This window comes from Limnomicrobium aquaticum, assembly GCF_040545545.1.
GTDB classification, from domain to species: Bacteria; Pseudomonadota; Alphaproteobacteria; order Rhizobiales; family Rhizobiaceae; genus Ensifer_A; species Ensifer_A aquaticum.
On record NZ_JBEPMB010000001.1, the window covers coordinates 273,785 to 299,720 of the forward strand.

General features: G+C 61.0%; 27 protein-coding genes. 10 read left to right on the forward strand and 17 right to left on the reverse strand.

Going from position 1 to position 25,936, the window contains the following annotated elements; translation table 11 throughout:
- Positions 1–75: 75 nt before the first annotated feature.
- Positions 76–261, reverse strand: a complete 186-nt coding sequence (locus ABID16_RS01345) for a DUF1059 domain-containing protein (protein WP_354554507.1) — start codon at positions 259–261, stop codon at positions 76–78.
- A gap of 75 nt (positions 262–336) precedes the next feature.
- Positions 337–1,251, reverse strand: a complete 915-nt coding sequence (gene hemF / locus ABID16_RS01350) for an oxygen-dependent coproporphyrinogen oxidase (RefSeq protein WP_354554509.1) — start codon at positions 1,249–1,251, stop codon at positions 337–339.
- A gap of 156 nt (positions 1,252–1,407) precedes the next feature.
- Here hemF and ABID16_RS01355 point away from each other — a divergent pair, with 156 nt between their 5' ends.
- Complete coding sequence (locus ABID16_RS01355; RefSeq protein ID WP_354554511.1) at positions 1,408–1,668, forward strand: hypothetical protein; 261 nt, start codon at positions 1,408–1,410, stop codon at positions 1,666–1,668.
- Here the strand turns inward: ABID16_RS01355 and ABID16_RS01360 are convergent.
- Both ABID16_RS01360 and ABID16_RS01365 read right to left on the reverse strand, forming a co-directional pair.
- The gene (locus ABID16_RS01360; RefSeq protein ID WP_354554513.1) at positions 1,637–2,668 is read right to left on the reverse strand and encodes a 2-dehydropantoate 2-reductase; all 1,032 of its coding nucleotides are present in this window, start codon (positions 2,666–2,668) and stop codon (positions 1,637–1,639) included. The genes ABID16_RS01355 and ABID16_RS01360 overlap by 32 nt on opposite strands.
- Positions 2,665–3,870, reverse strand: a complete 1,206-nt coding sequence (locus tag ABID16_RS01365) for an MFS transporter (RefSeq protein ID WP_354554515.1) — start codon at positions 3,868–3,870, stop codon at positions 2,665–2,667. Before ABID16_RS01365 ends, ABID16_RS01360 begins: the two co-directional genes overlap by 4 nt.
- Positions 3,871–4,169: 299 nt before the next feature.
- Between ABID16_RS01365 and ABID16_RS01370 the strand changes: the two genes are divergently transcribed.
- Positions 4,170–5,120, forward strand: a complete 951-nt coding sequence (locus ABID16_RS01370; protein ID WP_354554517.1) for a flagellin N-terminal helical domain-containing protein — start codon at positions 4,170–4,172, stop codon at positions 5,118–5,120.
- Here ABID16_RS01370 and ABID16_RS01375 read toward each other — a convergent pair whose 3' ends face one another.
- On the reverse strand, positions 5,121–5,594 hold the full coding sequence (locus tag ABID16_RS01375) for a tRNA (cytidine(34)-2'-O)-methyltransferase (protein ID WP_354554519.1): 474 nt from the start codon (positions 5,592–5,594) through the stop codon (positions 5,121–5,123). It lies immediately after the preceding gene.
- Between the two features lie 429 nt (positions 5,595–6,023).
- Here ABID16_RS01375 and ABID16_RS01380 point away from each other — a divergent pair, with 429 nt between their 5' ends.
- The 5 genes from ABID16_RS01380 to ABID16_RS01400 all read left to right on the forward strand — a co-directional run bounded on the left by ABID16_RS01380 (position 6,024) and on the right by ABID16_RS01400 (position 13,042).
- The gene (locus tag ABID16_RS01380; protein WP_354554521.1) at positions 6,024–7,889 is read left to right on the forward strand and encodes an ABC transporter ATP-binding protein; all 1,866 of its coding nucleotides are present in this window, start codon (positions 6,024–6,026) and stop codon (positions 7,887–7,889) included.
- A gap of 304 nt (positions 7,890–8,193) precedes the next feature.
- Positions 8,194–10,086 (forward strand): ABC transporter ATP-binding protein, encoded by a 1,893-nt coding sequence (locus ABID16_RS01385; RefSeq protein ID WP_354554523.1) that lies wholly within the window; start codon positions 8,194–8,196, stop codon positions 10,084–10,086.
- Between the two features lie 216 nt (positions 10,087–10,302).
- Positions 10,303–10,866 (forward strand): ubiquinol-cytochrome c reductase iron-sulfur subunit, encoded by a 564-nt coding sequence (gene petA, locus ABID16_RS01390; RefSeq protein WP_435532376.1) that lies wholly within the window; start codon positions 10,303–10,305, stop codon positions 10,864–10,866.
- A gap of 17 nt (positions 10,867–10,883) precedes the next feature.
- Positions 10,884–12,140 (forward strand): cytochrome b, encoded by a 1,257-nt coding sequence (locus tag ABID16_RS01395; protein ID WP_354554527.1) that lies wholly within the window; start codon positions 10,884–10,886, stop codon positions 12,138–12,140.
- A 26-nt stretch (positions 12,141–12,166) separates the two neighbouring features.
- Entirely contained in the window at positions 12,167–13,042 is an 876-nt protein-coding gene (locus tag ABID16_RS01400) for a cytochrome c1 (protein ID WP_354554529.1), read from the forward strand.
- A gap of 98 nt (positions 13,043–13,140) precedes the next feature.
- Here the strand turns inward: ABID16_RS01400 and ABID16_RS01405 are convergent, their stop codons facing one another.
- Positions 13,141–13,344, reverse strand: coding sequence for a hypothetical protein (locus ABID16_RS01405; protein WP_354554532.1), 204 nt, complete (start codon positions 13,342–13,344; stop codon positions 13,141–13,143).
- 105 nt (positions 13,345–13,449) lie between these two features.
- Between ABID16_RS01405 and ABID16_RS01410 the strand changes: the two genes are divergently transcribed.
- Entirely contained in the window at positions 13,450–13,989 is a 540-nt protein-coding gene (locus ABID16_RS01410; RefSeq protein ID WP_112626438.1) for an adenine phosphoribosyltransferase, read from the forward strand.
- 36 nt (positions 13,990–14,025) lie between these two features.
- On the forward strand, positions 14,026–15,078 hold the full coding sequence (locus ABID16_RS01415) for a hypothetical protein (protein ID WP_354554535.1): 1,053 nt from the start codon (positions 14,026–14,028) through the stop codon (positions 15,076–15,078).
- Here the strand turns inward: ABID16_RS01415 and ABID16_RS01420 are convergent, their stop codons facing one another.
- The 7 genes from ABID16_RS01420 to ychF all read right to left on the reverse strand — a co-directional run bounded on the left by ABID16_RS01420 (position 15,079) and on the right by ychF (position 20,489).
- Positions 15,079–15,693 (reverse strand): LysE family translocator, encoded by a 615-nt coding sequence (locus ABID16_RS01420; RefSeq protein ID WP_354554538.1) that lies wholly within the window; start codon positions 15,691–15,693, stop codon positions 15,079–15,081. It lies immediately after the preceding gene.
- A gap of 46 nt (positions 15,694–15,739) precedes the next feature.
- Complete coding sequence (locus ABID16_RS01425) at positions 15,740–16,570, reverse strand: AraC family transcriptional regulator (RefSeq protein WP_354554540.1); 831 nt, start codon at positions 16,568–16,570, stop codon at positions 15,740–15,742.
- 4 nt (positions 16,571–16,574) lie between these two features.
- Positions 16,575–17,054 carry a glutathione peroxidase gene (locus tag ABID16_RS01430; RefSeq protein WP_354554542.1) on the reverse strand — a complete coding sequence of 160 codons (480 nt, stop codon included), beginning with the start codon at positions 17,052–17,054 and terminating at the stop codon, positions 16,575–16,577.
- 27 nt (positions 17,055–17,081) lie between these two features.
- Positions 17,082–17,549, reverse strand: coding sequence for a MaoC/PaaZ C-terminal domain-containing protein (locus ABID16_RS01435; RefSeq protein ID WP_354554544.1), 468 nt, complete (start codon positions 17,547–17,549; stop codon positions 17,082–17,084).
- Positions 17,546–18,022 carry a MaoC family dehydratase gene (locus ABID16_RS01440; RefSeq protein ID WP_354554546.1) on the reverse strand — a complete coding sequence of 159 codons (477 nt, stop codon included), beginning with the start codon at positions 18,020–18,022 and terminating at the stop codon, positions 17,546–17,548. The genes ABID16_RS01435 and ABID16_RS01440 overlap by 4 nt, the downstream gene beginning before the upstream one ends.
- A gap of 86 nt (positions 18,023–18,108) precedes the next feature.
- Positions 18,109–19,323, reverse strand: a complete 1,215-nt coding sequence (locus ABID16_RS01445) for a glycosyltransferase family 2 protein (RefSeq protein ID WP_354554548.1) — start codon at positions 19,321–19,323, stop codon at positions 18,109–18,111.
- A 62-nt stretch (positions 19,324–19,385) separates the two neighbouring features.
- On the reverse strand, positions 19,386–20,489 hold the full coding sequence (gene ychF / locus ABID16_RS01450) for a redox-regulated ATPase YchF (RefSeq protein ID WP_354554551.1): 1,104 nt from the start codon (positions 20,487–20,489) through the stop codon (positions 19,386–19,388).
- A 198-nt stretch (positions 20,490–20,687) separates the two neighbouring features.
- On the opposite strand from ychF, the gene ABID16_RS01455 reads away from it, so the two are divergent.
- The gene (locus ABID16_RS01455) at positions 20,688–20,999 is read left to right on the forward strand and encodes an ATP-dependent Clp protease adaptor ClpS (protein ID WP_354554553.1); all 312 of its coding nucleotides are present in this window, start codon (positions 20,688–20,690) and stop codon (positions 20,997–20,999) included.
- Positions 21,000–21,006: 7 nt separating this feature from the next.
- Here the strand turns inward: ABID16_RS01455 and pth are convergent, their stop codons facing one another.
- From pth to ABID16_RS01475, 4 genes are all read right to left on the reverse strand, one after another.
- Positions 21,007–21,726, reverse strand: a complete 720-nt coding sequence (gene pth / locus ABID16_RS01460; protein ID WP_354554556.1) for an aminoacyl-tRNA hydrolase — start codon at positions 21,724–21,726, stop codon at positions 21,007–21,009.
- A gap of 160 nt (positions 21,727–21,886) precedes the next feature.
- Positions 21,887–22,675, reverse strand: a complete 789-nt coding sequence (locus ABID16_RS01465; protein WP_354554558.1) for a substrate-binding periplasmic protein — start codon at positions 22,673–22,675, stop codon at positions 21,887–21,889.
- A gap of 34 nt (positions 22,676–22,709) precedes the next feature.
- Positions 22,710–23,468: a substrate-binding periplasmic protein gene (locus ABID16_RS01470; RefSeq protein WP_354554561.1), complete on the reverse strand. Its 759-nt coding sequence runs from the start codon at positions 23,466–23,468 to the stop codon at positions 22,710–22,712.
- A 5-nt stretch (positions 23,469–23,473) separates the two neighbouring features.
- On the reverse strand, positions 23,474–25,846 hold the full coding sequence (locus ABID16_RS01475) for a putative bifunctional diguanylate cyclase/phosphodiesterase (RefSeq protein ID WP_354554563.1): 2,373 nt from the start codon (positions 25,844–25,846) through the stop codon (positions 23,474–23,476).
- Between the last annotated feature and the right edge of the window lie 90 nt (positions 25,847–25,936).

A 25,936-nucleotide genomic window follows, 5' to 3' on the forward strand; every position in this document is an offset into this window, starting at 1 on the left:
TGAGGACAAGCTTAAAGAAACGGCTAACATGCCGGTGCGTACGTGCGATTCCTCTAAAATTTTACTGGTAAGAAATCAGGCAGCAGGATTCTCCTGCCGGATGCGTGCCTTGATGTTTTCCACCATGTTTTCCCGGACAAGGGTTTCGCCGTGAACCTCGCGCAGGTGCTCAACCGCGCGGCGCACGACTTCGGCTTCCTCTTCCGCCCGCGTATGCCATTGGCAGCCCGGAACGAGGGTGGCGCATTCAAACAGTCGCATGATCCTTCTCCCGCTGGTTTGATTGATTTCAAACCGCGCAGGGCGCGACAGGTTCCATGCGCTTTCGTTCCTGATTCAGGGCCAGCGTACCATGGGAGGCAGCGAGGAGAGGATCGACTCGACATTGCCGCCGGTCTTGAGACCGAAGATTGTGCCGCGATCGTAGAGCAGGTTGAACTCGACATAGCGCCCGCGGCGGATCAGCTGTTCCTCGCGGTCCTGCTCCGTCCAGGGATTGTTGAAGTTTGTCTCGACAATCTTCGGATAGACCATGGCGAAGGTGCGTCCGACATCGCGGGTGAAGGCGAAGTCGGCTTCCCAGCCGCCCTTGTCGTCGGGCGAATGCAGCCAGTCATAGAAGATACCGCCGATGCCGCGCGGCTCGTTGCGGTGCTTGAGATAGAAATAGTCGTCGCACCAGGCCTTGAACTTCTCGTAATCCGCGACCGCTTCGTTGTGGCGGCAGGCGAGTTCCATGGCGCGGTGGAAGAGCTTGGTGTCGGGGTCGTATTGCGTGCGCCGGCGGTCGAGCACGGGCGTAAGATCGGCGCCGCCGCCGAACCAGTGCGACGTGGTGACCACCATGCGGGTGTTCATGTGCACGGTGGGCACATTGGGGTTCACCGGATGGGCGATGAGCGAAATGCCGGAAGCCCAGAAGCGGGGGTCCTCGTCCGCGCCGGGAATGGTCGAGCGGAATTCGGGCGAGAATTCACCATGGACGGTGGAGGTGTGGACGCCGACCTTTTCGAAGACGCGGCCGGTCATGATCGACATGCGACCGCCGCCGCCGCGGCCTTCGTCGCGATGCCAGTCCTTGGGCACGAAGCGGCCGGGCTCACGATCGGAGAGAGGCCCGGTCAGCTTGTCTTCGAGCGCTTCAAAGGACTGGCAGATCTGGTCGCGCAGGCTTTCGAACCACTGGCGAGCCGCACCCTTCCTGGCCTCGATGTCGGGCGGCAGGCCCTTCGGTAAGCTCGGTCTCTGCATTCAGGCTATTCCGATTCCGATCAATGTCTTGCGCGCGCTCTTTTGAGCATTGAGTCATCTAACAGCAGCGTGACGTGGCTTCCAGCCCGTCAATTGACTCTCCCACGGGAAATGCCCATCTTGAGGCCAAATATCGCAGGTTTAGTGTGAGGCAGCATGGCGCGGATACCCGGGCCTCCTCCCATGAACGGGCTGAGGCGCAAGATTGCAGAAGGCCAGCAGGCGCGGGCCGGCGCGGGCGAAGGTCGCTTCGTGCGGGAGACCTTCATGCTGCCGCGTGAAGATGCGCGGGCCAAGGCACGCGAATGGTTCGACAATTTCCCGAAGGCGGCCTACTGGACCGAGGTCGAAAGCTGGCGGCAGCTTCCCGACGGAGCCATCGAATTCACGATGCGCCGCCTGCCATCCGCCGATTGATCAGCTCGGCGATCTCGCCTGCTTTCCAGCTCTTCCGTGCGCCGCATTCCGCGTGTTTGACCAGATCCACCACGGTTTCGTTGGCTGGGCAGGGGACGCCGTGGCGGCGGCCATGCCCCACGACAGTGCCGTTGAGGAAGTCGATCTCGGTGCGGCGACCGGCGGCGAAGTCGTCTGCCATGGACGAGCGGGCGTCGCGGGTGATCTTCTGCAGCTTGAGGCCGGTGCGGTTGAAGAACCAGTCGGGCGTCGTCAGGAAGTGGGGGATCAGGCGCGGTGGCAGCGGACCCAGCTTTGCGGGCTCGATGTCCTCGGCGCTCATCACCTCCAGGCACTCGCTCTGCAGCGTGGCCAGAAGCCGCCGCCAGGCGCAGTCGGAAAGCTGTTCATGGAGTGTCAGGCCGGACAGCGCGTTCAGCGGATTGTTGAGGTTGAGGAGCAGCTTGCTCCACTTCACCGCCCGCATTTCGTCCACAAATTCAACCGGTGAGGCCGTTGACTTGAGGGGTGCCAGAGCTGCTTCCAGGACGGCGTTCCGAGCGACAATGATGTTGCCGGCGCTGGTCTTGCGGACATGGGTCGGTGTGGGGCGGATGACGTTGTAGGGCACCATGCCTTCGACAATCGTCATGCCCGGCAGGAGCGGCTGCAGCCGGGAGGCGTTTTCGACGCCGTTCTGGAGCGAAAGGATGATCGTGCCGGGACGGGCATGGGCTGTGATCGCCCTTGCGGCCTCAAGGTCGTCCGTCGTCTTGACGCAGAGCGCGATGATGTCGGCATCGGCGAGGATGTCCGGCCTGTCGGAAACGACGAGGTCCATTGGTGCGAACAGATGGCTCTCGTCATCGCCTTCGACGCATGCCCCTTCATCGGCTGCCGCCTGCACGACCGAGGGGCGGCCCACGAAACGGATGTCAAGGCCGGCGGCAAGCCAGGTCAGGCCGACATGACAGCCGATCGAGCCTGCGCCGAAGATGACGATCCGGGGGCCTGCGCTCATGATGCCTGGACTGCCTTTCTCTGTTCGGGACGGTTCAACAGTTCGGCGATCGCAATTGGAAGGGTCAGCACGAAGCCGGCCACGGCAATCGCCGGCCAGCCGAAATGTGCATAGAGGACGGGTCCCAGCGCCGACGTGATCGAGCCGCCGACGAAGATGGCGGTGATATAGGCGGAGTTGATCCGGCCGCGCTCTTCCTCCGACAGGGCATAGATGAGGCGCTGGCTGATCACCTGGTTCGACTGGACACAGGCATCGAAGAGGGCGGCTGCGATCATCAGCGCGACGACCGCGCCGGAATAGACGAGGTAGTCGGTCAAGGCGAGGATGAGGGCAGCGCCGAGGCCCGCCGTGATCGTGGCCGCCCGCGACAGGCCGCGATCCGCGACGCGGCCGGCGAGCGGGGCCGCCAATGCGCCGCCGGCACCGGCCAGTGCGAAGAGCGCGATCTGCTGCTGGTCGTAGCCGAAGCGGTCGGCCAGCATCAGCGGCGCGGTGGTCCAGAAGGCCGTGAACATGCCGAAGAGCGACATCTGATAGGCCATGCGGCGGCGAAGCACACCGTAGCGCATCGTGGCGGCGGTGGAGCGGAGTGTCTTGAAATAGCTTTCCTTCGAAGCCGGTCTGCGGATGGGCAAAAGCGACCGCAGCAGCAGGCCGATCACCAGCGTGATGGCAGCGGCGGTGAAGAAGACGCCGCGCCAGCCGGCGACGCTGGCTAGGAAGCTCGAAAAGGGACGGGCGAGCATGATGCCGGTCACCAGCCCCGCCATGACGGTGCCGATCACGCGACCGCGCCGCGCGTTGGAGGCCATGCCGGCGATCATCGGGATCAAGACCTGCGCGCCGACGCAAGCCGAGCCCGCCACCACTGCGGAGGCAAGGAACGTAACCTCGTTGCCGGAAAGGCCGATGGCCGCCAGCGCAAGCGCCGTCACCACCAGGCTCGTCGTGACCATCATGCGGTTCTCGTAGCGGTCGGCGAGCGGCACGATGAGGGCAAGGCCCAGCCCGTAGCCGATCTGCATGGCGGTGACGATCAGGCCTGCCGCCTGCCGCGACAGGCCGATATCGCGGCTGATCGGGTCAATGAGCGGCTGGGCATAATAGATGGTGGCGACCAGAACGCCGGAGCCAATGGCCGCAAGCCAGACCATCAGCGCGGTCGGCTCGGGTGTGGCATCGGGTTGGACTTCAGACATTGCGGCACTCGCTGACGACATGGCGGGAGCATCGACGCGTGTCGCGGTCGGCTTGCTCCGAAGGCGGATCGGATGGTGGGAACCTGGCAGACGCGGGCACTGAAGGCCTCGCGAAGCACCGGCATCTTAAACCGGAAGATCGCTCGCAAACAACCCGTTCCGACATCCCTATATTCACTCAATTACGAACGATCGGCGAAACGGGATGTCAACGTGTCGCTATTAATGTGATCGTTGAAGAGGTGCGAATTTCCCTGAAGAATCGCGGGAGAAGCACCGGACGAACACGGGAGACGGCAATGGCCGGGGTCTCATATAATGGCAGTGCAGCGGGCGCTCTGGCGCTGCTGACCGGATCGACGCAGGCGCTGGAAGACCAGCAGCGCGTGATGGCGACCGGCAAGAAGGTCGATCAGGCCTCCGACAATGCTGCCTACTGGTCGATCTCCAAGGCGATGAAGTCGACCGGCATGTCGATGACGGCCGCTGCCGATGCCTCGGAACTGGGTGCCTCGACCGCCGATGCTGCAAGCCTCGGCATGAACAAGGCGACCGAACTCGTCCAGGACATCCAGACCAAACTCATCATGGCCAAGGCCAAGGGTGCAGACAAGAGCGCGCTCAACACTGAAATCGCCCAGCTGAAGGAACAGCTGGGCACGGTCATGAAATCGGCAGGCTTTTCCGGCCAGAACTGGCTGTCGAGCGGTCCTGCGAAGCCCGGCACGACCTCGCTCGTCGCTTCCATCTCCACGAACAAGGACGGGGTGACGGTCGTCAACGGCCTCGACTTCGACACGTCCAAGGTCAATCTCGCCTCCACCGGCAATGCTGCAGACGGCCTTCTGACCAAGGATTATGCGGTGACGGTAAAGGGCGGCGGCAGCTACAACTACCATCTGCTCGACGTCGGCTCTGCAACGCCTGCCGGCGGCAGCGAGATCGCGCTCACAAACGCGACCAGCGATGACGAGATTAATGGCATGATTTCGGCGGTCGGCGGCATGCTGAACAACATGTGGGCGGGTGCTTCGGAACTCGGCTCCATGTCCGGCCACCTTCAGGGCACCTCCGCCGTGATGCAGCGCCTGCAGGATACGCTGGACATCGCGACCGGGCGGCTGGTGGACGCCAACATGTCGAAAGTTGCCGCCAATATGGCCGCGGCTAAGGCCGCCGCGCAGTTCAGCACGATGGGCCTCAACATCGCCAATCAGCAGGGCGGCAATTCCTTCGGGCTTTTCCGCTGATCATAAGACCGGCGCAAACCCGCCCGTCTGCCTGAGCGCTTCTCCCGCAATCATTGCCGCCGAGAGTGCGACATTGATAGACCGTTGGCCGGGCGCCATTGGGATGAGGATGCGTGCATCCGCCCCCTCATGGACATGATCAGGCACGCCGGCGCTTTCCCTTCCGAACAGCAGGATGTCGTCGGGCCTGAATTCGAAGTCCGCGTAGCTGACGGCGGCCTTGGTGCTCGCCAGCACGACGCGGCGGCCGCTTGCCTTGCGCCATGTCTCGAAGGCTTCGAAATTGACATGCCGGGTCATCGTCACCGAAGCGATATAGTCCATGCCGGCGCGTTTCAGGTTCTTGTCGGACAGCACGAAGCCGGCGGGCTCGATGATATCGACCGTCATTCCCATGCAGGCGGCAAAGCGCAGGATCGTGCCGGTATTGCCCGGAATGTCCGGCTGGTAGAGGGCGATTTTCAGGTCGGGCATGGGTTATGCTTCTTCAAACGATGATTCAACGGCTTCAAAACCTGATTCCATTAGGCCGGGCAGGGCGTTGAATACAAACGGTTTTGTAGATGCTTTCCAATATCTGTGGCGATGCTGCCACAGATTGTCAGCAATGCCTTCTATTCATTTTTCGGGGTGGTCAAGCGGGTTGAACGCGGTTATGTTCGTCACCACTTTCAACCCGATCAAGGAGGAGGCATTGATGGATCACATTCCGGTCTGGCGCATTCGCCTTCTTGTCCATATCTGGGCCGACATCCGGCTGTCCTGACGGGTTTTTGAATTTCCAGTTCAATTTCGGAAATTTGCGTTCGGACCTTCGCGCCGAGCTATTCCTGTCATCGTCCGGATTCCCTGTTTCAATAGTTTGCCCGCATCTGAAGTCGGGCCCAAGAGGAGAGAACCGCCATGTTCGGCTGGTTTGAAAAACGCATCAATCCGTTCCCGCCGGAGGTTCCGCAAACGCCGCCGGCGCGCTTCCTGGCCTTCTGCCTGCATTATTCGAAGGGTGTCATCGGCTGGCTCGTGCTGATGGCCGTCCTGACCGCGATGATCTCGGTCGGGGAAGTCATGCTGTTCAGCTTCCTCGGCAATATCGTTGACTGGCTGACGCACGCCAACCGCGAGACCTTCCTTCGCGACGAGGGCTTGCGGCTCGCCTTCATGGGCGGCTTCGTCCTCATCGGCCTGCCGTTGATCGTATTGGCCCAGTCCACGGTCATGCATCAGGTCCTGCTCGGCAATTACCCGATGATCGCGCGCTGGCAGATGCATCGCTATCTGTTGCGGCAGACCGTTTCGTTCTTTGCGAACGAGTTTGCGGGGCGTGTGTCGACCAAGGTCATGCAGACCTCGCTTGCCGTGCGCGAAGTGATGATGAAGGTGCTCGACGTTCTCGTCTACGTCGTCGTCTACTTCATCTCGATGCTCGCGGTCGTGGCGGCTGCCGACTGGCGGCTGGCCATGCCGCTCGTCTTCTGGCTCTGCGTCTATATCGGCCTGCTCGTCTATTTCATCCCGCGTCTGAGGAGGATTTCCGAAGCGCAGGCGGACGCGCGCTCGATGATGACGGGCCGGATCGTGGATAGCTATACGAATATCTCGACCGTCAAGCTGTTCTCGCATGCGGGCCGTGAAGAGTCCTACGCGAAGGAGGGGATGCAGGTCTTCCTCGAAACGGTGCATGGACAGATGCGTTACGTGACGCTCTACCATTCGCTGGTCTATTTCAACAATGCGGTGGCACTCTTCCTCGTCGGCGGTCTTGGCCTCTGGTTCTGGCAGTCGGGTGAAGTGGCGATCGGCGCGCTTGCCGTCTCCATGTCGCTCACCATGCGCATCAACGGCATGTCGCAATGGATCATGTGGGAAGTCTCGGCGCTGTTCGAGAATGTCGGCACGGTCTATGACGGCATGGCGATGCTGTCGAAGAAGGTGGACGTGGTGGACCGAGATGGCGCCAAGGCCGTCTCCGCCTCGAAGGGCGCAATCCGCTTCGAGGGCGCGCGCTTCCACTACGGCAAGAACAAGGGTGTCATCGAGCATCTCGATCTGGCCATCCAGCCGGGCGAGAAGATCGGTCTCGTCGGCCGCTCCGGTGCCGGCAAGACGACGCTGATGAACCTGCTTCTGCGTTTCTACGATCTGGAGGCCGGGCGCATCACGCTCGACGGGACGGATATTGCGACGCTCGAGCAGGATTCGCTGCGTTCGCAGATCGGCGTCGTGACACAGGATACCTCGCTCTTGCATCGCTCCATTCGCGACAACATCGCCTATGGCCGGCCGGATGCATCGGACGAGGATATCATTGCGGCGGCGAAGCGTGCCAATGCCTGGGAGTTCATCGAGACGCTCGAAGACCAGAAGGGCCGTCGCGGCCTCGAAGCGCAGGTCGGCGAGCGCGGCGTCAAGCTCTCCGGCGGCCAACGCCAGCGTATCGCCATTGCCCGCGTCTTCCTCAAGGATGCGCCCGTGCTCATCCTCGACGAAGCGACCTCGGCGCTCGACTCGGAAGTGGAAGCCGCGATCCAGGAAAACCTCTTCGCCCTCATGGAAGGCAAGACGGTGATCGCGATCGCCCACCGGCTTTCGACGCTGACCGAAATGGACCGGCTCGTCGTGCTCGAACAGGGCGCGATTGCCGAGACCGGCTCGCATGGCGAATTGCTGACGCAGGGCGGGCTTTACGCCAGCCTCTGGGCCCGGCAGTCGGGCGGGTTCCTGGCCGATGAGGATGGCGAGCCGGCAGACGTGGAGCAGGCGGCGGAGTAGGCCGCCCGTCCTCTCCCCTTGTGGGAGAGGATAGCCTGCCCCAAGAGCCGAAGGCGATTGGCTAGGCAGGCTTGGTGAGGGGTGAATGCAATGATGCGAACCCCTCACCAAGTGCGCCCAGCACTCGCCTGCGGCTCGCACGGGCTTACTATCCTCTCCCACTAGGGGAGAGGACGGGCCGCCACCTCACCAAATTGTAACGCCCCATCCCTCCCGCATGATGCTAGTCTCATCCTGACAAACATCGACGCGGATACCGCATAGGGTCTCGCCCGTGGACCCTAAGACAAGAAAGCAGCGATCCTTGAAGCGCCTATTCGAACTTTTCGAGAGCTGGATCCCGCCGTTTGACCGTCGGAACGATCTCACCCCGCCGGAGAATGTCTGGGGGTTCATCTGGTTCTATGTGGGGCAGGCGAAGTGGCCGTTCCTGCTGATGATGATCATGGGCGCGATGGTCGGGGCGCTGGAGGCGGCGCTGTTCTGGTTCGTCGGGCGGCTCATCGATATTTTCGCCAGCATTCCGAAGGATGCCGGCTGGAGCGGGCTGATTGCGGCGCATGGTTATGAACTGGCGGCGATGGTCGTCATCGTACTCGTCGTGCGCTTCCTTGTTACGGCGATCGGAGCCCTCGTGGAGGAGCAGGCCATCGTCGTCGGCTTCTTCAACATGGTGCGCTGGCAGTCCTATCTGCATGTATCGCGCCAGCCGCTCGCCTTCTTCCAGAACGACTTCGCCGGCCGCATCGTTACCAAGGTCTGGGCGGCGGGGCAGGCGACGGGCGATTTCGTCACTTCGATCCTGCAGGTCGCCTGGTTCGTCGTCATCTACACCATCTCGACCATGGCGCTGGTGGCCCGTCTCGACTGGCGGCTGGCGGCGCTGGTCGCAGTCTGGATCGTCGCATTTGCGGGGCTGGCGCGCTATTTCGTGCCTCGCATTCGTGTCCATTCACGCGATACGGCGGAGGCCGGTTCGATGCTCAATGGTAGGGTGGTGGATGCCTATTCGAATATCCAGACGCTGAAGCTCTTCGGCCGCTCGGAGGACCACGATGCCTTCATCCTGTCGGGCTTCCACACGTTCCAGAAGACGGTTACCCGATTTGCCCGTTTCATCACCGGCGTGCGCTCGTCGCTGGCGCTGCTCTCCGGCATCATGATCTCGACCTTCGGCGCGCTCTGTGTCGACCTCTATCTCGCCGGTCATATTTCGGCGGGTGGCGTCGCCTTCTCGCTGGGTCTCGTGCTTCGGCTCAATTTCCTGCTGGGCCGTCTGATGACGCAGCTCAACGGCATCATGCGCAGCCTAGGCTCCATCCAGAACTCGGCGGAACTCATTTCCAAGCCCATCGAACTTCTCGACAGGCCGGATGCCGTCGAGCTGGCTGCGAAGGAGCCTGAAATCCGCTTCGAAAACATCCGCTTCCATTACGGCAAGGGCGGCGGCGTGATCGACAACCTGTCGCTCACCATCCGGCCGGGCGAGAAGGTGGGCATTGTCGGGCGCTCCGGCGCCGGCAAGACGACGCTCGTCAATCTGCTGCTGCGCTTCTATGATCTGGAAGGCGGGCGCATTGTCATCGGTGGGCAGGACATTGCCGCGGTGACGCAGGAGTCGCTGCGATCCAGGATCGGCATGGTGACGCAGGATACGGCGCTCCTGCATCGCTCCATCCGCGACAATATCATGATCGGCCGCTGGAACGCCTCGGAAGCCGATTTGGTGGCTGCGGCGGACGAGGCCGAGGCGCATGATTTCATCAAGGGGCTGAAGGACCAGCGCGGCCGCTTGGGCTTCGACGCGCATGTCGGCGAGCGTGGCGTGAAGCTCTCGGGCGGTCAGCGCCAGCGCATCGCCATTGCCCGCGTCATGCTGAAGAACGCGCCGATCCTCGTTCTGGACGAGGCGACCTCTGCGCTCGATTCGGAAGTCGAGGCTGCGATCCAGGACAATCTGACGCGGCTCATGAAGGGCAAGACCGTTCTGGCGATCGCGCATCGGCTGTCGACCATCGCGGCGCTCGACAGGCTCGTCGTCATGGACAAGGGGGCAGTCGTGGAAGAGGGAACGCATCACGCGCTGATCGAGCGCGGCGGTCTCTATGCACAGTTGTGGGCGCGCCAGTCGGGAGGCTTCCTGGGTGGTGACGAAACTGACAAAACCGAAAGCCCAAGTCCTCGCGCTGCCGAATGAATTCGGACCCGACTTGACAAAGCTCAAAGCTGCCACTTTTCCCGCGACATTGTGCCATCCCTCAAGCGTCACGTCTGGACATGAGGTCTGATCAAGCTTAGAACCTCGGTCGGATCGAGGGGAATCTGTGGCATTTGTTTGCCGCAGGCATCGAATCATGGGACGAGTATCGCAATCTTTTGCGTAGGGGATGATGAAGCCGTGAGCGACCACGACATGAACAGCCAAACCATGGGCGAGCCTACTCGCCGCGACTTTCTGTATCTGGCCACTGGCATGGCCGGCGCTGTTGGCGCTGTGTCTGTCGCCTGGCCCTTCATCGACCAGATGCGGCCCGACGCCTCCACGCTGGCGCTGGCCTCCATCGAAGTCGACGTGAAGGCACTGACGCCGGGCATGTCGCTGACGGTCAAGTGGCGCGGCAAGCCGGTCTTCATCCGCAACCGGACGGACAAGGAAGTGCAGGAAGCCGCTGCGGTCAAGCTGGAGGAGCTGAAAGACCCGAAGGCGCGCAACCAGAACCTGCCGCCGGACGCCCCGGCCACCGGTGCCGACCGCTCTGCCGGCAAGGGCAAGGAAAATTGGATCGTGATGATCGGCTCGTGCACGCATCTGGGCTGCGTGCCGCTCGGTCAGGCGGGTGAATATGGCGGCTGGTTCTGTCCCTGCCATGGCTCGGTCTACGATACGGCTGGCCGTATTCGTAAGGGTCCTGCACCGGAAAACCTGGCGATGCCGATTTTCTCGTTTACAAAAGATACCGTCATCAAGATCGGTTGACGGGAGGGGACCTGATAATGAGTGGTGGACATTCTTCTTACGAGCCGACAACCGGTCTTGGGAAATGGGTCGATTCCCGTCTCCCGCTGCCGCGCATGGTCTATGATAGCTTCATTGCCTATCCCGTGCCGCGCAACCTGAACTATGCCTACACGTTCGGCGCCATGCTCGCCGTCATGCTGGTGGTTCAGATCCTGACTGGCGTCGTGCTTGCGATGCATTACGTGGCCAATATCGATCTGGCCTTCGGCTCGGTCGAAGGCATCATGCGCGACGTGAACCATGGCTGGCTCCTGCGCTACCTGCATGCCAACGGCGCCTCCTTCTTCTTCATTGCCGTTTACCTGCACATCGCCCGTGGTCTTTACTACGGCTCCTACAAGGCGCCGCGCGAAATCCTCTGGATCCTCGGCGTGCTCATCTACCTCCTGATGATGGCCACGGGCTTCATGGGCTATGTTCTGCCCTGGGGTCAGATGTCCTTCTGGGGCGCGACGGTTATCACCGGCTTCTTCTCGGCCTTCCCGCTGGTCGGCGAGTGGATCCAGCAGTTCCTGCTCGGCGGCTTTGCCGTCGGCCAGCCGACGCTGAACCGCTTCTTCTCGCTGCACTACCTTCTGCCCTTCGTCATTGCTGGCGTCGTCATCCTGCACGTCTGGGCGCTGCATGTGACGGGCCAGACGAACCCGACGGGTGTGGAAGTCAAGTCGAAGACCGACACCGTTCCCTTCACGCCCTATGCGACGCTGAAGGACGCACTCGGCGTCGTGATCTTCCTGCTGGTCTACAGCTGGTTCGTCTTCTACATGCCGAACTATCTGGGTCATCCGGACAATTACACGATGGCGAATGCGCTGAAGACGCCGGCCCATATCGTTCCGGAATGGTATTACCTGCCATTCTACGCGATGCTGCGCGCGATCACGTTCAACGTCGGTCCGATCGACTCCAAGCTGGGCGGCGTGCTGGTGATGTTCGGTTCGATCATCATCCTGTTCTTCCTGCCCTGGCTCGATACGTCGAAGGTTCGCTCCGCCGTCTATCGTCCCTGGTACAAGCTGTTCTTCTGGCTCTTCGTGGCAGACTGCATCCTGCTCGGCTGGCTGGGATCGCGTCAGCCGACCGATACCTACACGCTGATGGCGCAGTTCGGCACGCTCTACTATTTCGGCTTCTTCCTCGTCATCATGCCGGTTCTCGGCCTGATCGAGACGCCGAGGCGGTTGCCCAATTCGATCACGGAAGCCGTGCTCGAAAAGAGCGCCAAGGCCTGATGCGAGCGGTGGAGAGGAACAAATACATGAAAAAGCTTGTTGCAAGCATCGCCATCGCCGCCTCGCTCGTCGGTTTCGTGAGTGTCGCGTCTGCTGCCGAAGAGCACGATCTGAAGGCCGCAACCGAACATGCCATCGAGGGCGGGCATTTCCCGGTCCTCAAGCCGAAGAACCAGGACTGGTCCTTCGCCGGCCCGTTCGGCAAGTATGACAAGGCCCAGCTACAGCGCGGCCTGAAGGTTTACAAGGAAGTCTGCTCGGCCTGTCACTCGATGAAGCTTGTGTCCTTCCGCAGCCTGGAAGAACTCGGCTACAACGAAGCGCAGGTGAAGGCCTTCGCCGCACAGTATGACGTGCAGGACGGACCGAACGGGGACGGCGAAATGTATACCCGCAAGGGCGTTCCGTCGGATCACTTCCCGTCGCCCTTTGCGAACGAGGAAGCAGCCGCTGCCGCCAATGGCGGGGCGGCTCCGCCCGACTTCTCGCTGCTCGCCAAGGCGCGCGGCGTCGAGCGTGGCTTCCCGACCTTCATCTTCGACATCTTCACGCAGTATCAGGAAGGCGGGCCGGATTACATCTACTCGCTGCTGACCGGATATACGAAGGCGCCGGAAGGCATTCAGGTGGCTGAAGGCACGCACTTCAACCCCTACTTTGCCGCCGCTACGGCTCTGAAGATGCCTCCGCCGCTCTCCGACGGTCAGGTCACCTATGACGACGGCGCGCCTGCCACGCTCGACCAGTATGCCCGCGACGTTGCCGAATTCATGATGTGGGCCGCCGAGCCGCATCTCGAAGAACGCAAGCGCACCGGCTTCATGGTCATGGTCTTCCTCGTCATCTTCGCCGGTCTCGTGTACCTCACGAAGAAGTCGGTCTATGCGAACAAGGAACACTGAGGCTTAAAAGCTCAGTCGAATTGAGAGAGGCGGTCCGAGAGGGCCGCCTTTCGTATTTCAGGAAGGCGGCGAATTCTCTTGTTGCTTGGCGTGGATGGTCAAAGTTCGCTGAATGCGTCTTCGTCTTCCAAGCTTTCCCATTCGTCGAAGGTTGCCGAGATGCTGATCAGATAGTCGGTTTCACCAAATTCGAGTGCCGGCATGGGCGCTTCGCATGGCACTACAGGCAATGCATTCTCTTTGCCCGCATCGCTGTGCGTCGGATCTATGTCTGCGGGAATGGCCCGAGGTTCCGTGGGCATGGGAGTTCTGCTTGAAAGTCATTATAGTTTGAACATCGACCTTGGAAAATACGCGTTGCAACCTTCATCACGCGCTGTCAAAACAGGCCGAAAGGAATCCCATCCATGACGCTGACTGAAGAACTCATCGCCGCCATCCGCAACATTCCGGACTATCCGAAGCCGGGGATCATGTTCCGCGATATCACGACGCTGCTGGGCAATCCACGCGCCTTCCGCCGCTCGGTGGACGAGCTGGTGCATCCCTTTGCCGGCACGAAGATCGAGAAGGTTGCGGGCATGGAAGCGCGCGGCTTCATCATCGGCGGCGCGGTCGCGCATCAGCTTTCGGCCGGCTTCGTGCCGATCCGCAAGAAGGGCAAGCTGCCGCATGACACGGTACGCATCGCCTATAGCCTGGAGTATGGCGTGGACGAGATGGAGATGCATCGCGACGCCGTGCAGCCGGGTGAGAAGGTGATCCTCGTCGATGACCTGATCGCGACCGGAGGCACCGCCGAAGGGGCCGTGAAGCTTCTGAAGCAGATGGGTGCCGAGATCGTTGCTGCCTGCTTCATCATCGATCTGCCGGCTCTGGGCGGTCGCAAGAAGCTTGAGGCGCTCGGCGTTGACGTGCGCACGCTGGTCGAATTCGACGGGCATTGATGTCAGAGAATGAGGCTGCCGGAGGCTTGGGACTGCATGGCTGAAACATTGCGCGAAAGCCTGACGGCGGCGGCTCAGGCCGGGATCATTTCCTCCGGCCAGGTGGAGCCTCTTTCCCGGTTCGTGGAGGCACGGGCGGCGCTGCCGCCCGGCGGCACAGCGGATGAGCCGAACCGCGAGGAAGATAGCGAAATCCCGCGTTTCATCCGCGGCTATCACGACATACTCATCACGATCGGCATCGCCGTGGTGCTGACCGGGATAGCCGGTCTCGCGCCGATCTATCTGGCCGTTGCCGCGGTCATCGTTCTCGCCGAAATCTTCGTCTACCGGCAGCGGCTGGCGCTGCCGTCCTTCGCCCTGACCATCGCCTTTGCGCTCTTTGCGGGCTGGACGATCATTGGTCTCGATCGCAGCTATATATCGGGTGAGATCAGTGCCGTGTCGGCCAGTGCGTTGCATGTGGCGGCCCTTGCGGCGGCGGAATGCGTGGCGCTGGCGGTCTTCTACTGGCGCTACCGCGTGCCCGTGGCGCTGGCTGCGTTGCTGATCGCCGGCGTTGTTACCGTAACAGTATTGGTTCTGTCCGCGCTCTATCACGGCGATTTCGAACAGTATGCGACGATGCTCTTCTTGATCGCCGGGGTGCTACTCGTCGGGATTGCGATGCGCTTCGACCTGACCGACCCGAAGCGGCTCTACACCCGCTCTGACGTTGCCTTCTGGCTCTATCTGGTGGCAGTGCCGTCGATCCTCAAGGGCATCTTCGGCAGTGTGCAGCCGCAGACGACACAGGGTGCTGCGCTGGTCGTTGTGGTCGTTGCTCTCATGATGATCCTCGGGCTGTTGCTCGATCGCCGCGCCTTCGTCACAGCCGGCCTCATTTATCTTGGTTATGCCTTCGCGGCATTGATCGGCACGGATACCGGCGTGCTGGGCGGCCTTGCCACAAGCAACCTGATCATGTGGATCCTCGTCGCCATTGGTCTCATCGTGCTCACTGTTGGCTTCGGCTGGCGCTTCTTCCGCCAGATTCTGCTCAGTGGATTGCCGGCAACGCTGCGGGCGAGTTTGCCGATACTCAGATAATCATCGTTGCGCCATTGCGAGCTTCGTCGCCATTGCCAGGAAGGCGAGGCCGAAGGTTCTGTTGATCCAGGTGGCGATTTGCGGATGGTTGATCACATGCTGCCTGATGCCTGCTGCGCATAGTCCGTAAATTCCGAAGAGGATGAAGGTCATGGCCATGAAGGTGAGGCTCGCCTCGATCATCCTGGCCAGAGCATCGGGAGCGGTCGCGCCGATGAATTGCGGCAGGAAGGCCAGAAAGAACAGCGACAGCTTCGGATTGAGCAGGTTGATCAGGATCGCCCTGGTGACGATGCTCGTGCCTGTGTGGCCGCCGCCTGCCTCGGATATCGGGGATGTTGTGGGCTTCGAGACGATCAGGCCATAGGCCATATAAGCGAGGTAGGCGACGCCGAGGAGCTTCAGGATATTGAACGCCATCGGGCTGCCATGCAGGACGGCAGCGAGACCGGTGAGAGCTGCTGCCATATGCGGAACGATCCCAAGCGTGCAGCCGAATGCGGCGATGATACTGCGGCGCGGCCCGGCAGAGAGCCCGGTGGCAATCGTATAGAGCGCGCCGGTGCCGGGTGTTGCGACGACGATGAGGGCGGTCAGATAAAATTCGAGTGACATGAGCGGCTCCGGTTTCTGGAGCCTTCTTGTCACGTCTTCCCGTGCTTCAGGTCTTGGACGAAATTGCAGTGCGCGCCGCGCCTTGCGCTGCTGCAGGCGTCAGGCCATAGCGCTTGCTGAAAACACGGGTCATGTGGCTCTGGTCACAGAAGCCGGCGGCCGCCGCGGCATCGGCCAGCGGGTTGCCGGCTAGGATCAGGCGGCGGGCCGTCTGGATGCGGCGCTCGACAAGATAGGCGTGCGGAGTCAGTCCGGTCGCGCGGGAAAAGGCACGCACGGTCTGAAAGCGGCTGAGCCCGGCTTCTGCGGCGAGGCTTTGCAGGGAATGTTCGCGTGAGACATCGTCATCGATCATGGCGCGGAGCCTCGCAATCCGGGCCGACGAGAGGCCGGCATCCCGGCCATCGCGTCCTGGCCCGAGAAGCCCATGAAGGCAGGTCAGGATTGTTTCCTCCACCGCCATCCGGGGCGAGGCGGTGCCGCCGTTTGCCACGATGATGCGCCATGCGGATGCAAAGCGGCGAGCCGCCTCGTCATCCGCCATGACAGGATGGTGGAACTCCAGCCCTGTCGCTTTCCCGACATTGAGCCCTTCGCCGATTTCATCGATCAGGTTGGGTGTGAGATAGAACATGTGCCACTGCCGCGGCTCACCCCGAACAGGGGCGCCATCATGAACTTCGCCGGGATTGACGGTGATGACATTGCCGGGCCCCGCCTCGACCTGACCTCGCCCAGAGGCGGAGACCTGGCCGCCGGAGACAACGAGGCCGACGCCGAAATCATCGTGCGTGTGGCGGGGGAAGCAATGTGCGCTTCGTCCCGAGACGGCCTGGAGGCCTTCGACGCCGGTGGCATGTGCGGCGAAATCGGCCATCTCGTTAGCCCTTGACCAAGGCCGCGATGTCGCCGTCGATGTCTTCGGGCGTGGTGGTCGGTGCATAGCGCTTAACGGGTTCGCCATCGCGGCCAATGAGGAACTTGGTGAAGTTCCACTTGATCGCCTCGGTGCCGAGCAAACCCGGCTTCTCGTGGACAAGGTACTTGTAGAGCGGATGCGCGCCGTCGCCGTTCACATCGATCTTCTCGAACAGCGGGAACTTGATGTTGAACCGCAGGTCGCAGAAATTCTTGATCTCCTCACTGTCGCCCTTCTCCTGTTCGCCGAACTGGTTGCAGGGAAAGCCTAGGACGACGAGTTCGCCATTGTACCTCTCATAGAGCGATTGCAGGCCGGCATATTGCGGGGTGAGACCGCAGGCGCTGGCTGTGTTGACGATCAGAAGGACCTTGCCCCTGAATTCCTCAAGCTTGCGTTCCTTGCCGTTGATGTCATTTGCGGTGAAACCGTAGACGCTCATGGTGCTGTCTCTCAATTCTGGATCGGTTCAGATGAATTCGATGACGGTCGGCGTGAAGCTCACCACGATCTTGCCATCCTGGTTCCTGCCTTCGCAAGTGACATCGTGCAGCAACCGGTCGGCATGGTTCGGCGCTCTCACCGTGCGGGTGAGCGTGTTCGAATAGGTGACGGTGTCGCCGGCAAAGACGGGCAGGCGCCAGCGCAGGTCGCGGAAGCCGAGCGCGGGGCCGAGCTTTGGCGGCTGATGGCCGTCTTTCGCCATGCGCTTGAACTCGCCGAACATGTAGGCGACGTTGAGCCCCATCCAGGCCGAGCAGATGTGCCAGCCGGAGGCGCAGAGGCCGCCAAGTACGGACTCCCTGGCGCGCTCGGCGTCGAGATGGAAATATTGCGGGTCGAATTTCGAGGCGAATTCGATGATCTTCTCAGGTGTGAAATGATAGCTGCCGATCTCGGAGGCCGTGTTGCGCGGCCACAGGTCTTCAAATCTCATTGGTCTGCCTCCGCGGAATGCTGGTTGCGCATGCGAATGAGAACGGGGGCTTCCATGCGCATGATCCGCTCGCCCTTCTGGTTCATCATCGTGTGTTCCATCGTGACGAGGCCGATGCCGGGGCGGGAGGCAAGCGGCCTGCGGGTCTTTACCCTGATCGTCAGACGCACCGTGTCGCCGGCAATGAGGGGCCTGCGCCATTCCATGACATCGATGCCGGGGCCGCCTTCGCCCGCCGTGCGTGAAACGACGCTGTCGTAGAACAGGCGCATGGCGATCGAGCTCATATGCCAGCCGGAGCCGGAGAGGCCACCCAGAATGCTCGCCTTGCCGGCGGCTTCATCCAGATGCATGGGCTGCGGGTCGAATTCCGCGGCGAAAGCAATGATTTCCTCGGCAGAAACGGTCCGTTCGGCACTCTCGAATGCGCGGCCTTCCTCGAAGTCTTCGTAATAGAGGGTCTCATCCGCCATGCAGCTCATTCCTTGACGATTCCGATCAAGGTTGAACAATGGCGACAGAGCCGTGCGAGTTCAAGGCCAGTGTTGCATTTATGCGCTCAGGGGAGTGCAATTTCAATCTCGGCTCCCGGAACGAGGAGGCCTTTCAGAACAGCGAAGAGTTCACTCGGCGACCTTGCGCCGGCAGCATCTTCGGCAAAATGCAGGTGACCTTCGCTGTCGATCCCTGTGTTGATGGCCGCAGCGGCGGTCTCGCGGTTCTGGGGCTGTGCCGTGAATTTCGGATTGAAAAGCGACAGGTATCGGCCGTCATGCCATTTTGCGAGCGCCGTCCGATAACGTTCCGCCAGTGCATGGAAGCTCTCAAGGTCGCGATAGTTCTCGCAATTCCTCTCCAGGGCGCGCAGGAGGTTCTTCTCATAGCCGGTATGCGGGAAATTATATTTCCTGGAGAGCCAATGCTGGATCGTGAAAATGGTGGCTGTGACCCCATGGCCCGCGCGAAATGGCATATCCGCCAGAAGCGGATCGTCACTGATATCGCGGCCGAGATCCTGATTGAAGCGAATGATGGCGGCGTCCTCGCCGGCAACACTTTTCGTGGCGGCCGAATTGCTCAAGGGGCATACGCCCGGAACGGAGAAGGGGCGCGAGACGTGATAGAAGGTCTGGCCGCTCAGAACGACCTTGAAGGCGTTTTCATAGTCGATGACCGGAAATTCAAAAAAACGGCCACCGAATTTGTCACGGATCTGCAGGAGCAGCCTGCGGGAAATCGCGCCGTGATAGACGGAATTGCCGCAGAGCGGCACATGCAACGCACCTTCCCATTGAAAGGCGCGGGCGATGAGGTCGCGCTTTTCGAAGCGGGTCAGTTTGACATTCAGGTCCAGTTGCAGCGGGCGTGGCGGTTCGTCATCGACAGGCCAGTTGTAATTGAAGCCGCTCCAGGTCAGCGCGTCGATTTCTCCGACATGTGCTTCCAGATTGAGGAGAAAGGCGGCGAGATCGGGATCGGCATAATCGTCGTCGCCGATCACGGTGACATAACGTCCGCGCGCTGCGGCGACGGTGCGTTCCCAGTTGTCCATCATGGAATAGATGCGCTCGCCAGATGCAAGATACACAATGCGCGGGTCTGCCGACCTTGCCGCCATGAAGGCGTTCATGATCGATGGATCATCCGAATTGTCCGCGAAGACGAACTCGATGTCGGTTCGCTCGCTTTGGAGCAGGGCGTCAATCGTCTGGCAGAAATAGAGCTGGCGGTTGCGCGAAGGCACGCAGATTGAAAGAACGGGTTCGGCCGCCATGGAATTCTCCTTTGGCGGCACGCTAGTCCGGATCGCTTATGCGAGACTTTCGGCAGGCTCGTTCAGGTGTTGAACTTGAACATCAGCACGTCGCCGTCCTGCACGACATATTCCTTGCCTTCGTCGCGGGCCTTGCCGGCTTCCTTGGCGCCGACTTCGCCACCGAGCGCGATATAGTCCTCATAGGCGATCGTCTGGGCGCGAATGAAGCCCCGCTCGAAGTCCGAGTGGATGACGCCTGCGGCGGCCGGGGCCTTGGTGCCGCGCTTGATCGTCCAGGCGCGGGTTTCCTTCGGGCCTACGGTGAAATAGGTGATCAGGTCGAGCAGGTGATAGCCGGCGCGGATGAGGCGGTCGAGACCGGCTTCCTCAAGACCGAGTGCGGCGAGGAATTCCTGCGACTCCTCATCGGGAAGCTGGGCCACTTCCGCCTCGATGGCGGCGGAGATGATGACGCATTCGGCGCCCTGATCCTTCGCCATCTTCTCCACCTGCGCGGTGAAGCTGTTGCCGGTCGCAGCATCGCCTTCGGCGACGTTGCAGACGTAGAGAACCGGGTGTGACGTCAGCAGGTTGAGACCCTTGAGGATCGCGATCTCTTCAGGCGGCAGCGTCTTCAGAAGCAGACGGGCGGGCTTGCCGTCCTGCAGCAGCTTCACGACCTCTTCCATGACGGGCAGGACAGTGAGCGATTCCTTGTCCTTGCTGGCGGCGCGCTTGCGGGTCTGCTCCAGCCGGCGCTCGATGCTCTCGAGGTCGGCGAGCATGAGTTCCGTTTCGATCGTGTCGGCGTCACCGACCGGGTCGATGCGGCCTTCGACATGGGTGATGTCGGAATCTTCAAAGCAGCGCAGAACGTGGACGACGGCATCGACTTCGCGGATATTGGCGAGGAACTTGTTGCCGAGGCCTTCGCCCTTCGAAGCGCCGCGCACGAGGCCGGCGATGTCGACGAAGGAGATGCGCGTCGGAATGATTTCCTTGGACTTGCCGGCCTGCGCCAGAAGCTTCATGCGCGGATCGGGAACGGCGACTTCACCGGTGTTCGGCTCGATCGTGCAGAACGGATAGTTTGCCGCCTGCGCCGCCGCCGTGCGGGTCAGTGCATTGAAGAGAGTGGACTTGCCCACATTGGGAAGCCCGACGATGCCGCATTTGAAGCCCATGATGGAAGCCCGTTATCTGTCTAAATGTTTGAGCGAGCGTATGGGGCATCCGATGCCTCAAGGTCAAGAGGTAGCCGGGGAAGCGGCTGTCCTTCTTGCATTTTCGCATGTTCATCGCCACAATAAGCGTGTTCCGGCAATGTTGCGCGGAGCCAACCATCCGAAAATCCCCGTCGCTTCCTTGAGGGAGTCCTTCTCATGGCCGAGAACGATGTCGTGCTTGCTCCGCGCGTGAAGACCACGCCGAAGGTCGAGAAGCCGAAGCTTTACAAGGTGCTGCTGTTCAATGACGATTACACGCCGCGCGAATTCGTGGTGATGGTGTTGAAATATGTGTTCCGCGCAGATGGCTCATCCGCGGAGAAGATCATGCTGACCGCGCATATGAAGGGATCGTCGGTGGTTGCAGTCTACACGAAGGATATCGCCGAGACGAAGGTCAAGGAGGCGATGGACCTCGCCAAGGAGGCCGGTTTCCCGCTGATGTTTACGGCGGAGCCGGAGGAATAGGCCGGGTCTAATCCTTCTTCCCGAACATCCGCTTCAGCATGTCGGCCATCGGTCCCGTCGCCGGCAGGTCGGGCTTGTGGTTGCGGGCCCGATGGACGTGTGACTGTCCCTTTGGCTGTTGCGCCTTGGGCGCGCTTGCTTCGTCTTTCTTCTCACCCTTCGGCGGGGCAGGCGGGGCGAGCTTGTTCATGAACTTGGAGCCGTCGCCGTCGAAGAGGAGTTCGGCATTGACGGCGATGTCGTCCATCAGCTCGTCGAGCCAGCCCTGGTCGACCTTGGCGAAATCGCCCAGCACGTGATTGTGGACGAGTTCCTTGGAGCCCGGATGGCCGATGCCGAGGCGCAGGCGTTTGTAGTCGCGGCCGCAATGGGCGTCGAGTGACTTGAGGCCGTTATGACCGCCATGGCCACCGCCGACCTTGAGCTTCACCTTGCCGGCCGGCAGGTCGAGTTCGTCGTGGATGGCGATGATGTCGCCGGGCCCCAGCTTGTAGAAGCGCATGGCCTCGCCGACTGCTTCGCCCGAGAGGTTCATGAAGGTCTGCGGCTTCATCAGCAGGACCTTTTCGCCGGCAATCTCGCCTTCGGCAATCTGTGCCTTGAACTTCCTCGACCAAGGACCGAATGGGTGCTTGCGATGCAGCGCATCGACGGCCATGAAACCGATATTGTGGCGGTTTGCCGCATATTGCGGGCCGGGATTGCCGAGGCCGACGATGATCTTCATGGCTTTGATCCGCGTATTAGAGCAATTCCAGCCAAAGTGGAAACCGGTTTCGCGTCCGGAATTGCGTAAAATAAAGAGAGTAATTCCAGGACAAGTGGAAACCGGTTTCGCGTAGAAAGATGGGGCTGTGAAATGCGAAAGGCGGGCGCGAGTCAAGCCTTTAGCGCTTCGAGGTGGGAAGGAGTCCGCCTTCAGTGAACTTATAGCGCTGGAAGATACCCGCCTGTGTGCCATCCGCGATGAGCTTCTTCAGGCTGGCGCGCATTTTTGCGAGCGTCTCCGGTGCGGTCTTCTTGTTGCAGGCAAGCGAGTCCACACTCCTCGTGAAGATCACGGCCGGCTCGACGGGGACAGCCTTCTTCTGAAGGTCCGTCACCATGGAAGCTGCCATCGGCATAAGGTCGATGCGTCCGGCCAGGAGCTTCTTGATCGTCAGGTCGATTTCGGATGTCAGGTCCACGCGGGAGAATCCCCCCTGTTTCAGAATCCCTTCCGTATAGTCGCCGAGTTGCGTGCCCACGAGATAGCGCTTGGCGTCTTCGATGTTGGCCGGATTGACGTTCGAGCCGGTCTTGCGCACGAGATATTGTTCGGTGCTGAACAGCGGTTCCACCCATTCGAACAGGGCGTCCCGCTCCGGCGTATGAACGGTGGAGAAGACGCAGTGGCCGGCCGTGTTTAGGGCCAGTCCATAGGCACGCGCCCAGGGCTGGATCTTCATTTCGTATTCGATGCCGGCATCGGCCGTCACCGCCTTGACGAGATCGACGGCGATGCCCTTGATAAGACCGTCTTCCTGATAGTTGTAGGGCGGGTAAGCCTCGGTCAGCAATTGCAGGGGTTCCGCCCTTGCCGGCAGCTGGGCTGTGGACCACAATGCCGCCGTGCAGAAAAAGGCGAGAAAGCGTGAGACACGGCTTTCGTTTCCTATCAGGCGAGGTTTCGTCATGCGTGACCTCATGCAGCCTTGATCGTTGGATGTTTCAGTTCGTCTTGCCTTCTTCCGCCATCACGCCATAGGCAGCGAATATTCGCCGCTGCGTGCCGTCTGCAATCAGATTATCGAGTACCGCCTGCATGTGTGCAATCGTGATATCTGGAACCCCGCGATTGCAGGCGATGGAATAGGTATCCTCGGCCAATGTCAGCACAGATTCGATCTGTTCACCATCGCGTTTCAGCTTGTCGTAGTATTTTTCCGAGATCGGAACGAGGTCGATCCGGCCGCTCATCAGCTTCTTGAGACTGAGCACGAGATCGGTCGCCAGGTCGATCTTGGGGAAATTGTTGTTGCGCAGGAGATCATGGGTAAAATCGCCGCGTTGCGTTCCGATGACGAAGGCCTTGGCCTCTTCAAGCGTCCTGGGCGCAACCTGCGAGCCGGCCTTCCGGACCAGGATTGTCCTGCTTTTTAGCAGCGGTTCGATCCATTTGAATTTCTGGTCACGTTCGGCATTGTGCACCGCTGTGAAGACGCAGACGTCGGGTTCGTGTTCGGCCGTTGCAAGGGCCCGCGCCCAGGGCATGATTTCGACGGAGTAGCTGATATCGGTGCCTTCTGCGATCAGCCTGACCTGTTCCATCGAGGAACCCTTGATCACACCATTTTCGAGGTAGTTGAAGGGAGGATAGGTTTCGGTCACGAAGCGAATGTCGCTCGCCGAGGCTATCCCGGTTCCGAAGATCATCGCAAACATGAGGCGCATGGCAGCGCGCGTCAGGCAGGGGAGAATCAACGCCATGTCTGTCAGGCGCGTCCGGTCAGGCGTTCGCCGGTCGGATTATAGAGCTGCTCGATGTCGTCGATGCTGAGCGGGCGGGAGAAGAGGTAGCCCTGGCCGAACTGGATTCCCATGTCCTTCAGAATTTCCCTCTGGCTCGTCGTTTCTATCCCTTCGGCAACCACCTTGCAGTTCAAGTGTTGCGCGATCGTGTTGATACCCTGGACCAGCAGGTAGGCCTTGTCCCGTTCTATCGCGCTATCCGGATGAAGGGCGGCCACGAAGGAGCGGTCGACCTTGACGATGTTGACGGGAAAGCGGTGCAGATAGCTGAGCGACGAATAGCCCGTCCCGAAGTCGTCAAGCGCAATCGACATGCCGCAATCGCGTAAGCCCCGCAGAACCATGTTGATCTCGGGGTTGTTGCGCATCAGGACGGCTTCGGTGATTTCCAGCACGATGCGGGAAGGCTGTATGCCCGATTTCATGAGGATGTCCGACATGCGCGCCAGGAGATCGGCATTCAGCTGCAGCGGCGAAAAGTTGATCGACATACGGACGTCTTCGAAGCCCGGAATCGTGCTGATGCGGGCGAGATATTCCACGGCCTTTCTCAGGATGACATTGCCGATGGCTTCGATCTTGCCGTTCTCCTCGGCAACGGCAATGATCTTGGCAGGGGGCAATATCCCGTGCGCGGGATGGCGCAGGCGCATCAGGGCTTCGAAATTCGTAGGGCGTCCGGTCGCGAGATCGCAGATCGGCTGCAGCCAGGCATCGAACCAGTCGTTTTCGAGCGCCTCGTTGATGTAGCGCTCCAGCTCTGCCCGTTCCCGCGCATTGTCGGCCATGGAATCGGCAAACACTTCGGTGCCGTTCTTGCCATTGCGTTTGCGCGCGTACATGGCGAGGTCGGATTTCTGCAGGAGTTCGGCGGCGCAACTGGCGTGCTGCGGATAGAGCGAGATGCCGATGCTGGCGCTGAGCGTGACGCTGGCGCCTTCAGGCGTGAAGGGTAACACGAAGATCGACTTGATCCGATCGGCAATCGCGCGCGCGACCGTTTCCGCTTCGGGAGCGGAGACGAGGATCGCGAATTCGTCGCCTCCGAGGCGGGCGATGACATCCGTTGGGCGCAACTGCGGTGTGGCACGAGCGACGACTTCCCTCAAGACCTCGTCGCCGGCCGCGTGGCCCAGATTGTCATTGATCCACTTGAAGCGGTCGAGATCAACGAAGAGGCAGGCCAGCTGGTGTCCGCGCCGGTCGGCTTCGATGATTTTGCCGTCGAGCGCAGCTTCGAAGCCCTGACGGTTGAGAAGGCCGGTGAGATGGTCCGTGATGGCCTGCAGATGGTTGCGTGTTTCGGCTTCCTTCAGTTCGGTCACGTCTGTCATGACGCAGAGCGCGCTTGTGCGACCATCCTCCTCGCCCATCGGAGTTTCGCGGATGAGGACGTCTATGATCCGGCCATCGGCGCACTGGAATTTCACCGTGCCAGCCACAGTCTCGCCGGGTCCTGGGGCGGTTTTTCCTTGTCCGACGCCTCCGCGCTGGCCGCGGGCGAGGAAATCGGTAAATTGACGCCCGGTCACTTCTTCCCTGCCATAGCCCGTGGCGAGCATCCAATAGTCGGAAACGGCCGCGATGCGGCCGCCTGCATCGACCATGTAGAGCATGGCCGGGGTCTTGTTGTAGACCGCCTGCACCATGGCATGGGCTGCCTTCAGGGCGCTTTCTTCATGCGCCAGCTCACTTTGCATTTCATTGAAGTTTTCAGCGAGCAGGCCCATCTCGTCGCGAGAATGCCAGTCCACGCGCTGCCTGTAGCCGCTGCGCCGCGTACGGATGACCGCATCGATCAGGCGCAGGAGCGGGCGGATCACGATGACGCGGTTGGCGATCAGCGCGGACAGAAAGACGATCGTCACCGCAAAGATGAAGATGAACATGAAGCTCACGTCGCGGGGGCCGATCGTCGAGATGAGGCCGCCGTTATCGACATCGATCTCCAGAGTTCCGACATGCTTGTCGCCGTCCACGGAGGCGTAGCTGATCGGCGTCGAGAAGCGCCGCGTCGCCACCTGATGCTTGGTGCCGGTCTGCGGAATGTTGATCGTGATGGCGCCGGAGCTGTCGCGTACGTGAACGGCCTCGATCTCGCTCCCGGCTGCAATGGCGGCCGCGACCTTTCTGGCGCTGTCGATGTCGAAATCCCAGAGCGGCTTGCCCAGCGCCTGCGCATTGGTCGAGATCGTGAGATCGAACCGCTCCATGCGCTCGTTCAAGGTTCGTTCCGCGGAGAGATAGAAGAAAAGCCCGAACAGCGGCATCACGAAGATGAGCACCGCCGCGCAGATGATCAGAAGAAATCGCTTTTCCACGGAGTGGGTGTGCATGGGCACCTGGGCTGAAGGCGGAACCGGGACAACAAGGCGGACAATGTTACACGCGAGCCTTAACCGATTTTGAATATCGCTTGAGAGTTT

Bases quoted from the DNA above. Each gene is read 5' to 3' on its own strand.
- ABID16_RS01420 (WP_354554538.1), bottom strand. From the start codon at position 15,693: ATGTCACTCGAATTTTATCTGACCGCCCTCATCGTCGTCGCAACACCC.
- ABID16_RS01455 (WP_354554553.1), top strand. From the start codon at position 20,688: ATGGCCGAGAACGATGTCGTGCTTGCTCCGCGCGTGAAGACCACGCCG.
- ABID16_RS01405 (WP_354554532.1), bottom strand. From the start codon at position 13,344: ATGCCCACGGAACCTCGGGCCATTCCCGCAGACATAGATCCGACGCAC.
- ABID16_RS01355 (WP_354554511.1), top strand. From the start codon at position 1,408: ATGGCGCGGATACCCGGGCCTCCTCCCATGAACGGGCTGAGGCGCAAG.
- petA (WP_435532376.1), top strand. From the start codon at position 10,303: ATGAACAGCCAAACCATGGGCGAGCCTACTCGCCGCGACTTTCTGTAT.
- ABID16_RS01400 (WP_354554529.1), top strand. From the start codon at position 12,167: ATGAAAAAGCTTGTTGCAAGCATCGCCATCGCCGCCTCGCTCGTCGGT.
- ABID16_RS01475 (WP_354554563.1), bottom strand. From the start codon at position 25,846: ATGCACACCCACTCCGTGGAAAAGCGATTTCTTCTGATCATCTGCGCG.
- ABID16_RS01440 (WP_354554546.1), bottom strand. From the start codon at position 18,022: ATGGCGGATGAGACCCTCTATTACGAAGACTTCGAGGAAGGCCGCGCA.
- ABID16_RS01360 (WP_354554513.1), bottom strand. From the start codon at position 2,668: ATGAGCGCAGGCCCCCGGATCGTCATCTTCGGCGCAGGCTCGATCGGC.
- ABID16_RS01415 (WP_354554535.1), top strand. From the start codon at position 14,026: ATGGCTGAAACATTGCGCGAAAGCCTGACGGCGGCGGCTCAGGCCGGG.
- ABID16_RS01425 (WP_354554540.1), bottom strand. From the start codon at position 16,570: ATGGCCGATTTCGCCGCACATGCCACCGGCGTCGAAGGCCTCCAGGCC.
- hemF (WP_354554509.1), bottom strand. From the start codon at position 1,251: ATGCAGAGACCGAGCTTACCGAAGGGCCTGCCGCCCGACATCGAGGCC.
- pth (WP_354554556.1), bottom strand. From the start codon at position 21,726: ATGAAGATCATCGTCGGCCTCGGCAATCCCGGCCCGCAATATGCGGCA.
- ABID16_RS01345 (WP_354554507.1), bottom strand. From the start codon at position 261: ATGCGACTGTTTGAATGCGCCACCCTCGTTCCGGGCTGCCAATGGCAT.
- ABID16_RS01370 (WP_354554517.1), top strand. From the start codon at position 4,170: ATGGCCGGGGTCTCATATAATGGCAGTGCAGCGGGCGCTCTGGCGCTG.
- ABID16_RS01445 (WP_354554548.1), bottom strand. From the start codon at position 19,323: ATGGCGGCCGAACCCGTTCTTTCAATCTGCGTGCCTTCGCGCAACCGC.
- ABID16_RS01465 (WP_354554558.1), bottom strand. From the start codon at position 22,675: ATGACGAAACCTCGCCTGATAGGAAACGAAAGCCGTGTCTCACGCTTT.
- ABID16_RS01380 (WP_354554521.1), top strand. From the start codon at position 6,024: ATGTTCGGCTGGTTTGAAAAACGCATCAATCCGTTCCCGCCGGAGGTT.
- ABID16_RS01470 (WP_354554561.1), bottom strand. From the start codon at position 23,468: ATGGCGTTGATTCTCCCCTGCCTGACGCGCGCTGCCATGCGCCTCATG.
- ABID16_RS01435 (WP_354554544.1), bottom strand. From the start codon at position 17,549: ATGAGATTTGAAGACCTGTGGCCGCGCAACACGGCCTCCGAGATCGGC.
- ABID16_RS01430 (WP_354554542.1), bottom strand. From the start codon at position 17,054: ATGAGCGTCTACGGTTTCACCGCAAATGACATCAACGGCAAGGAACGC.
- ychF (WP_354554551.1), bottom strand. From the start codon at position 20,489: ATGGGCTTCAAATGCGGCATCGTCGGGCTTCCCAATGTGGGCAAGTCC.
- ABID16_RS01410 (WP_112626438.1), top strand. From the start codon at position 13,450: ATGACGCTGACTGAAGAACTCATCGCCGCCATCCGCAACATTCCGGAC.
- ABID16_RS01395 (WP_354554527.1), top strand. From the start codon at position 10,884: ATGAGTGGTGGACATTCTTCTTACGAGCCGACAACCGGTCTTGGGAAA.
- ABID16_RS01375 (WP_354554519.1), bottom strand. From the start codon at position 5,594: ATGCCCGACCTGAAAATCGCCCTCTACCAGCCGGACATTCCGGGCAAT.
- ABID16_RS01365 (WP_354554515.1), bottom strand. From the start codon at position 3,870: ATGTCTGAAGTCCAACCCGATGCCACACCCGAGCCGACCGCGCTGATG.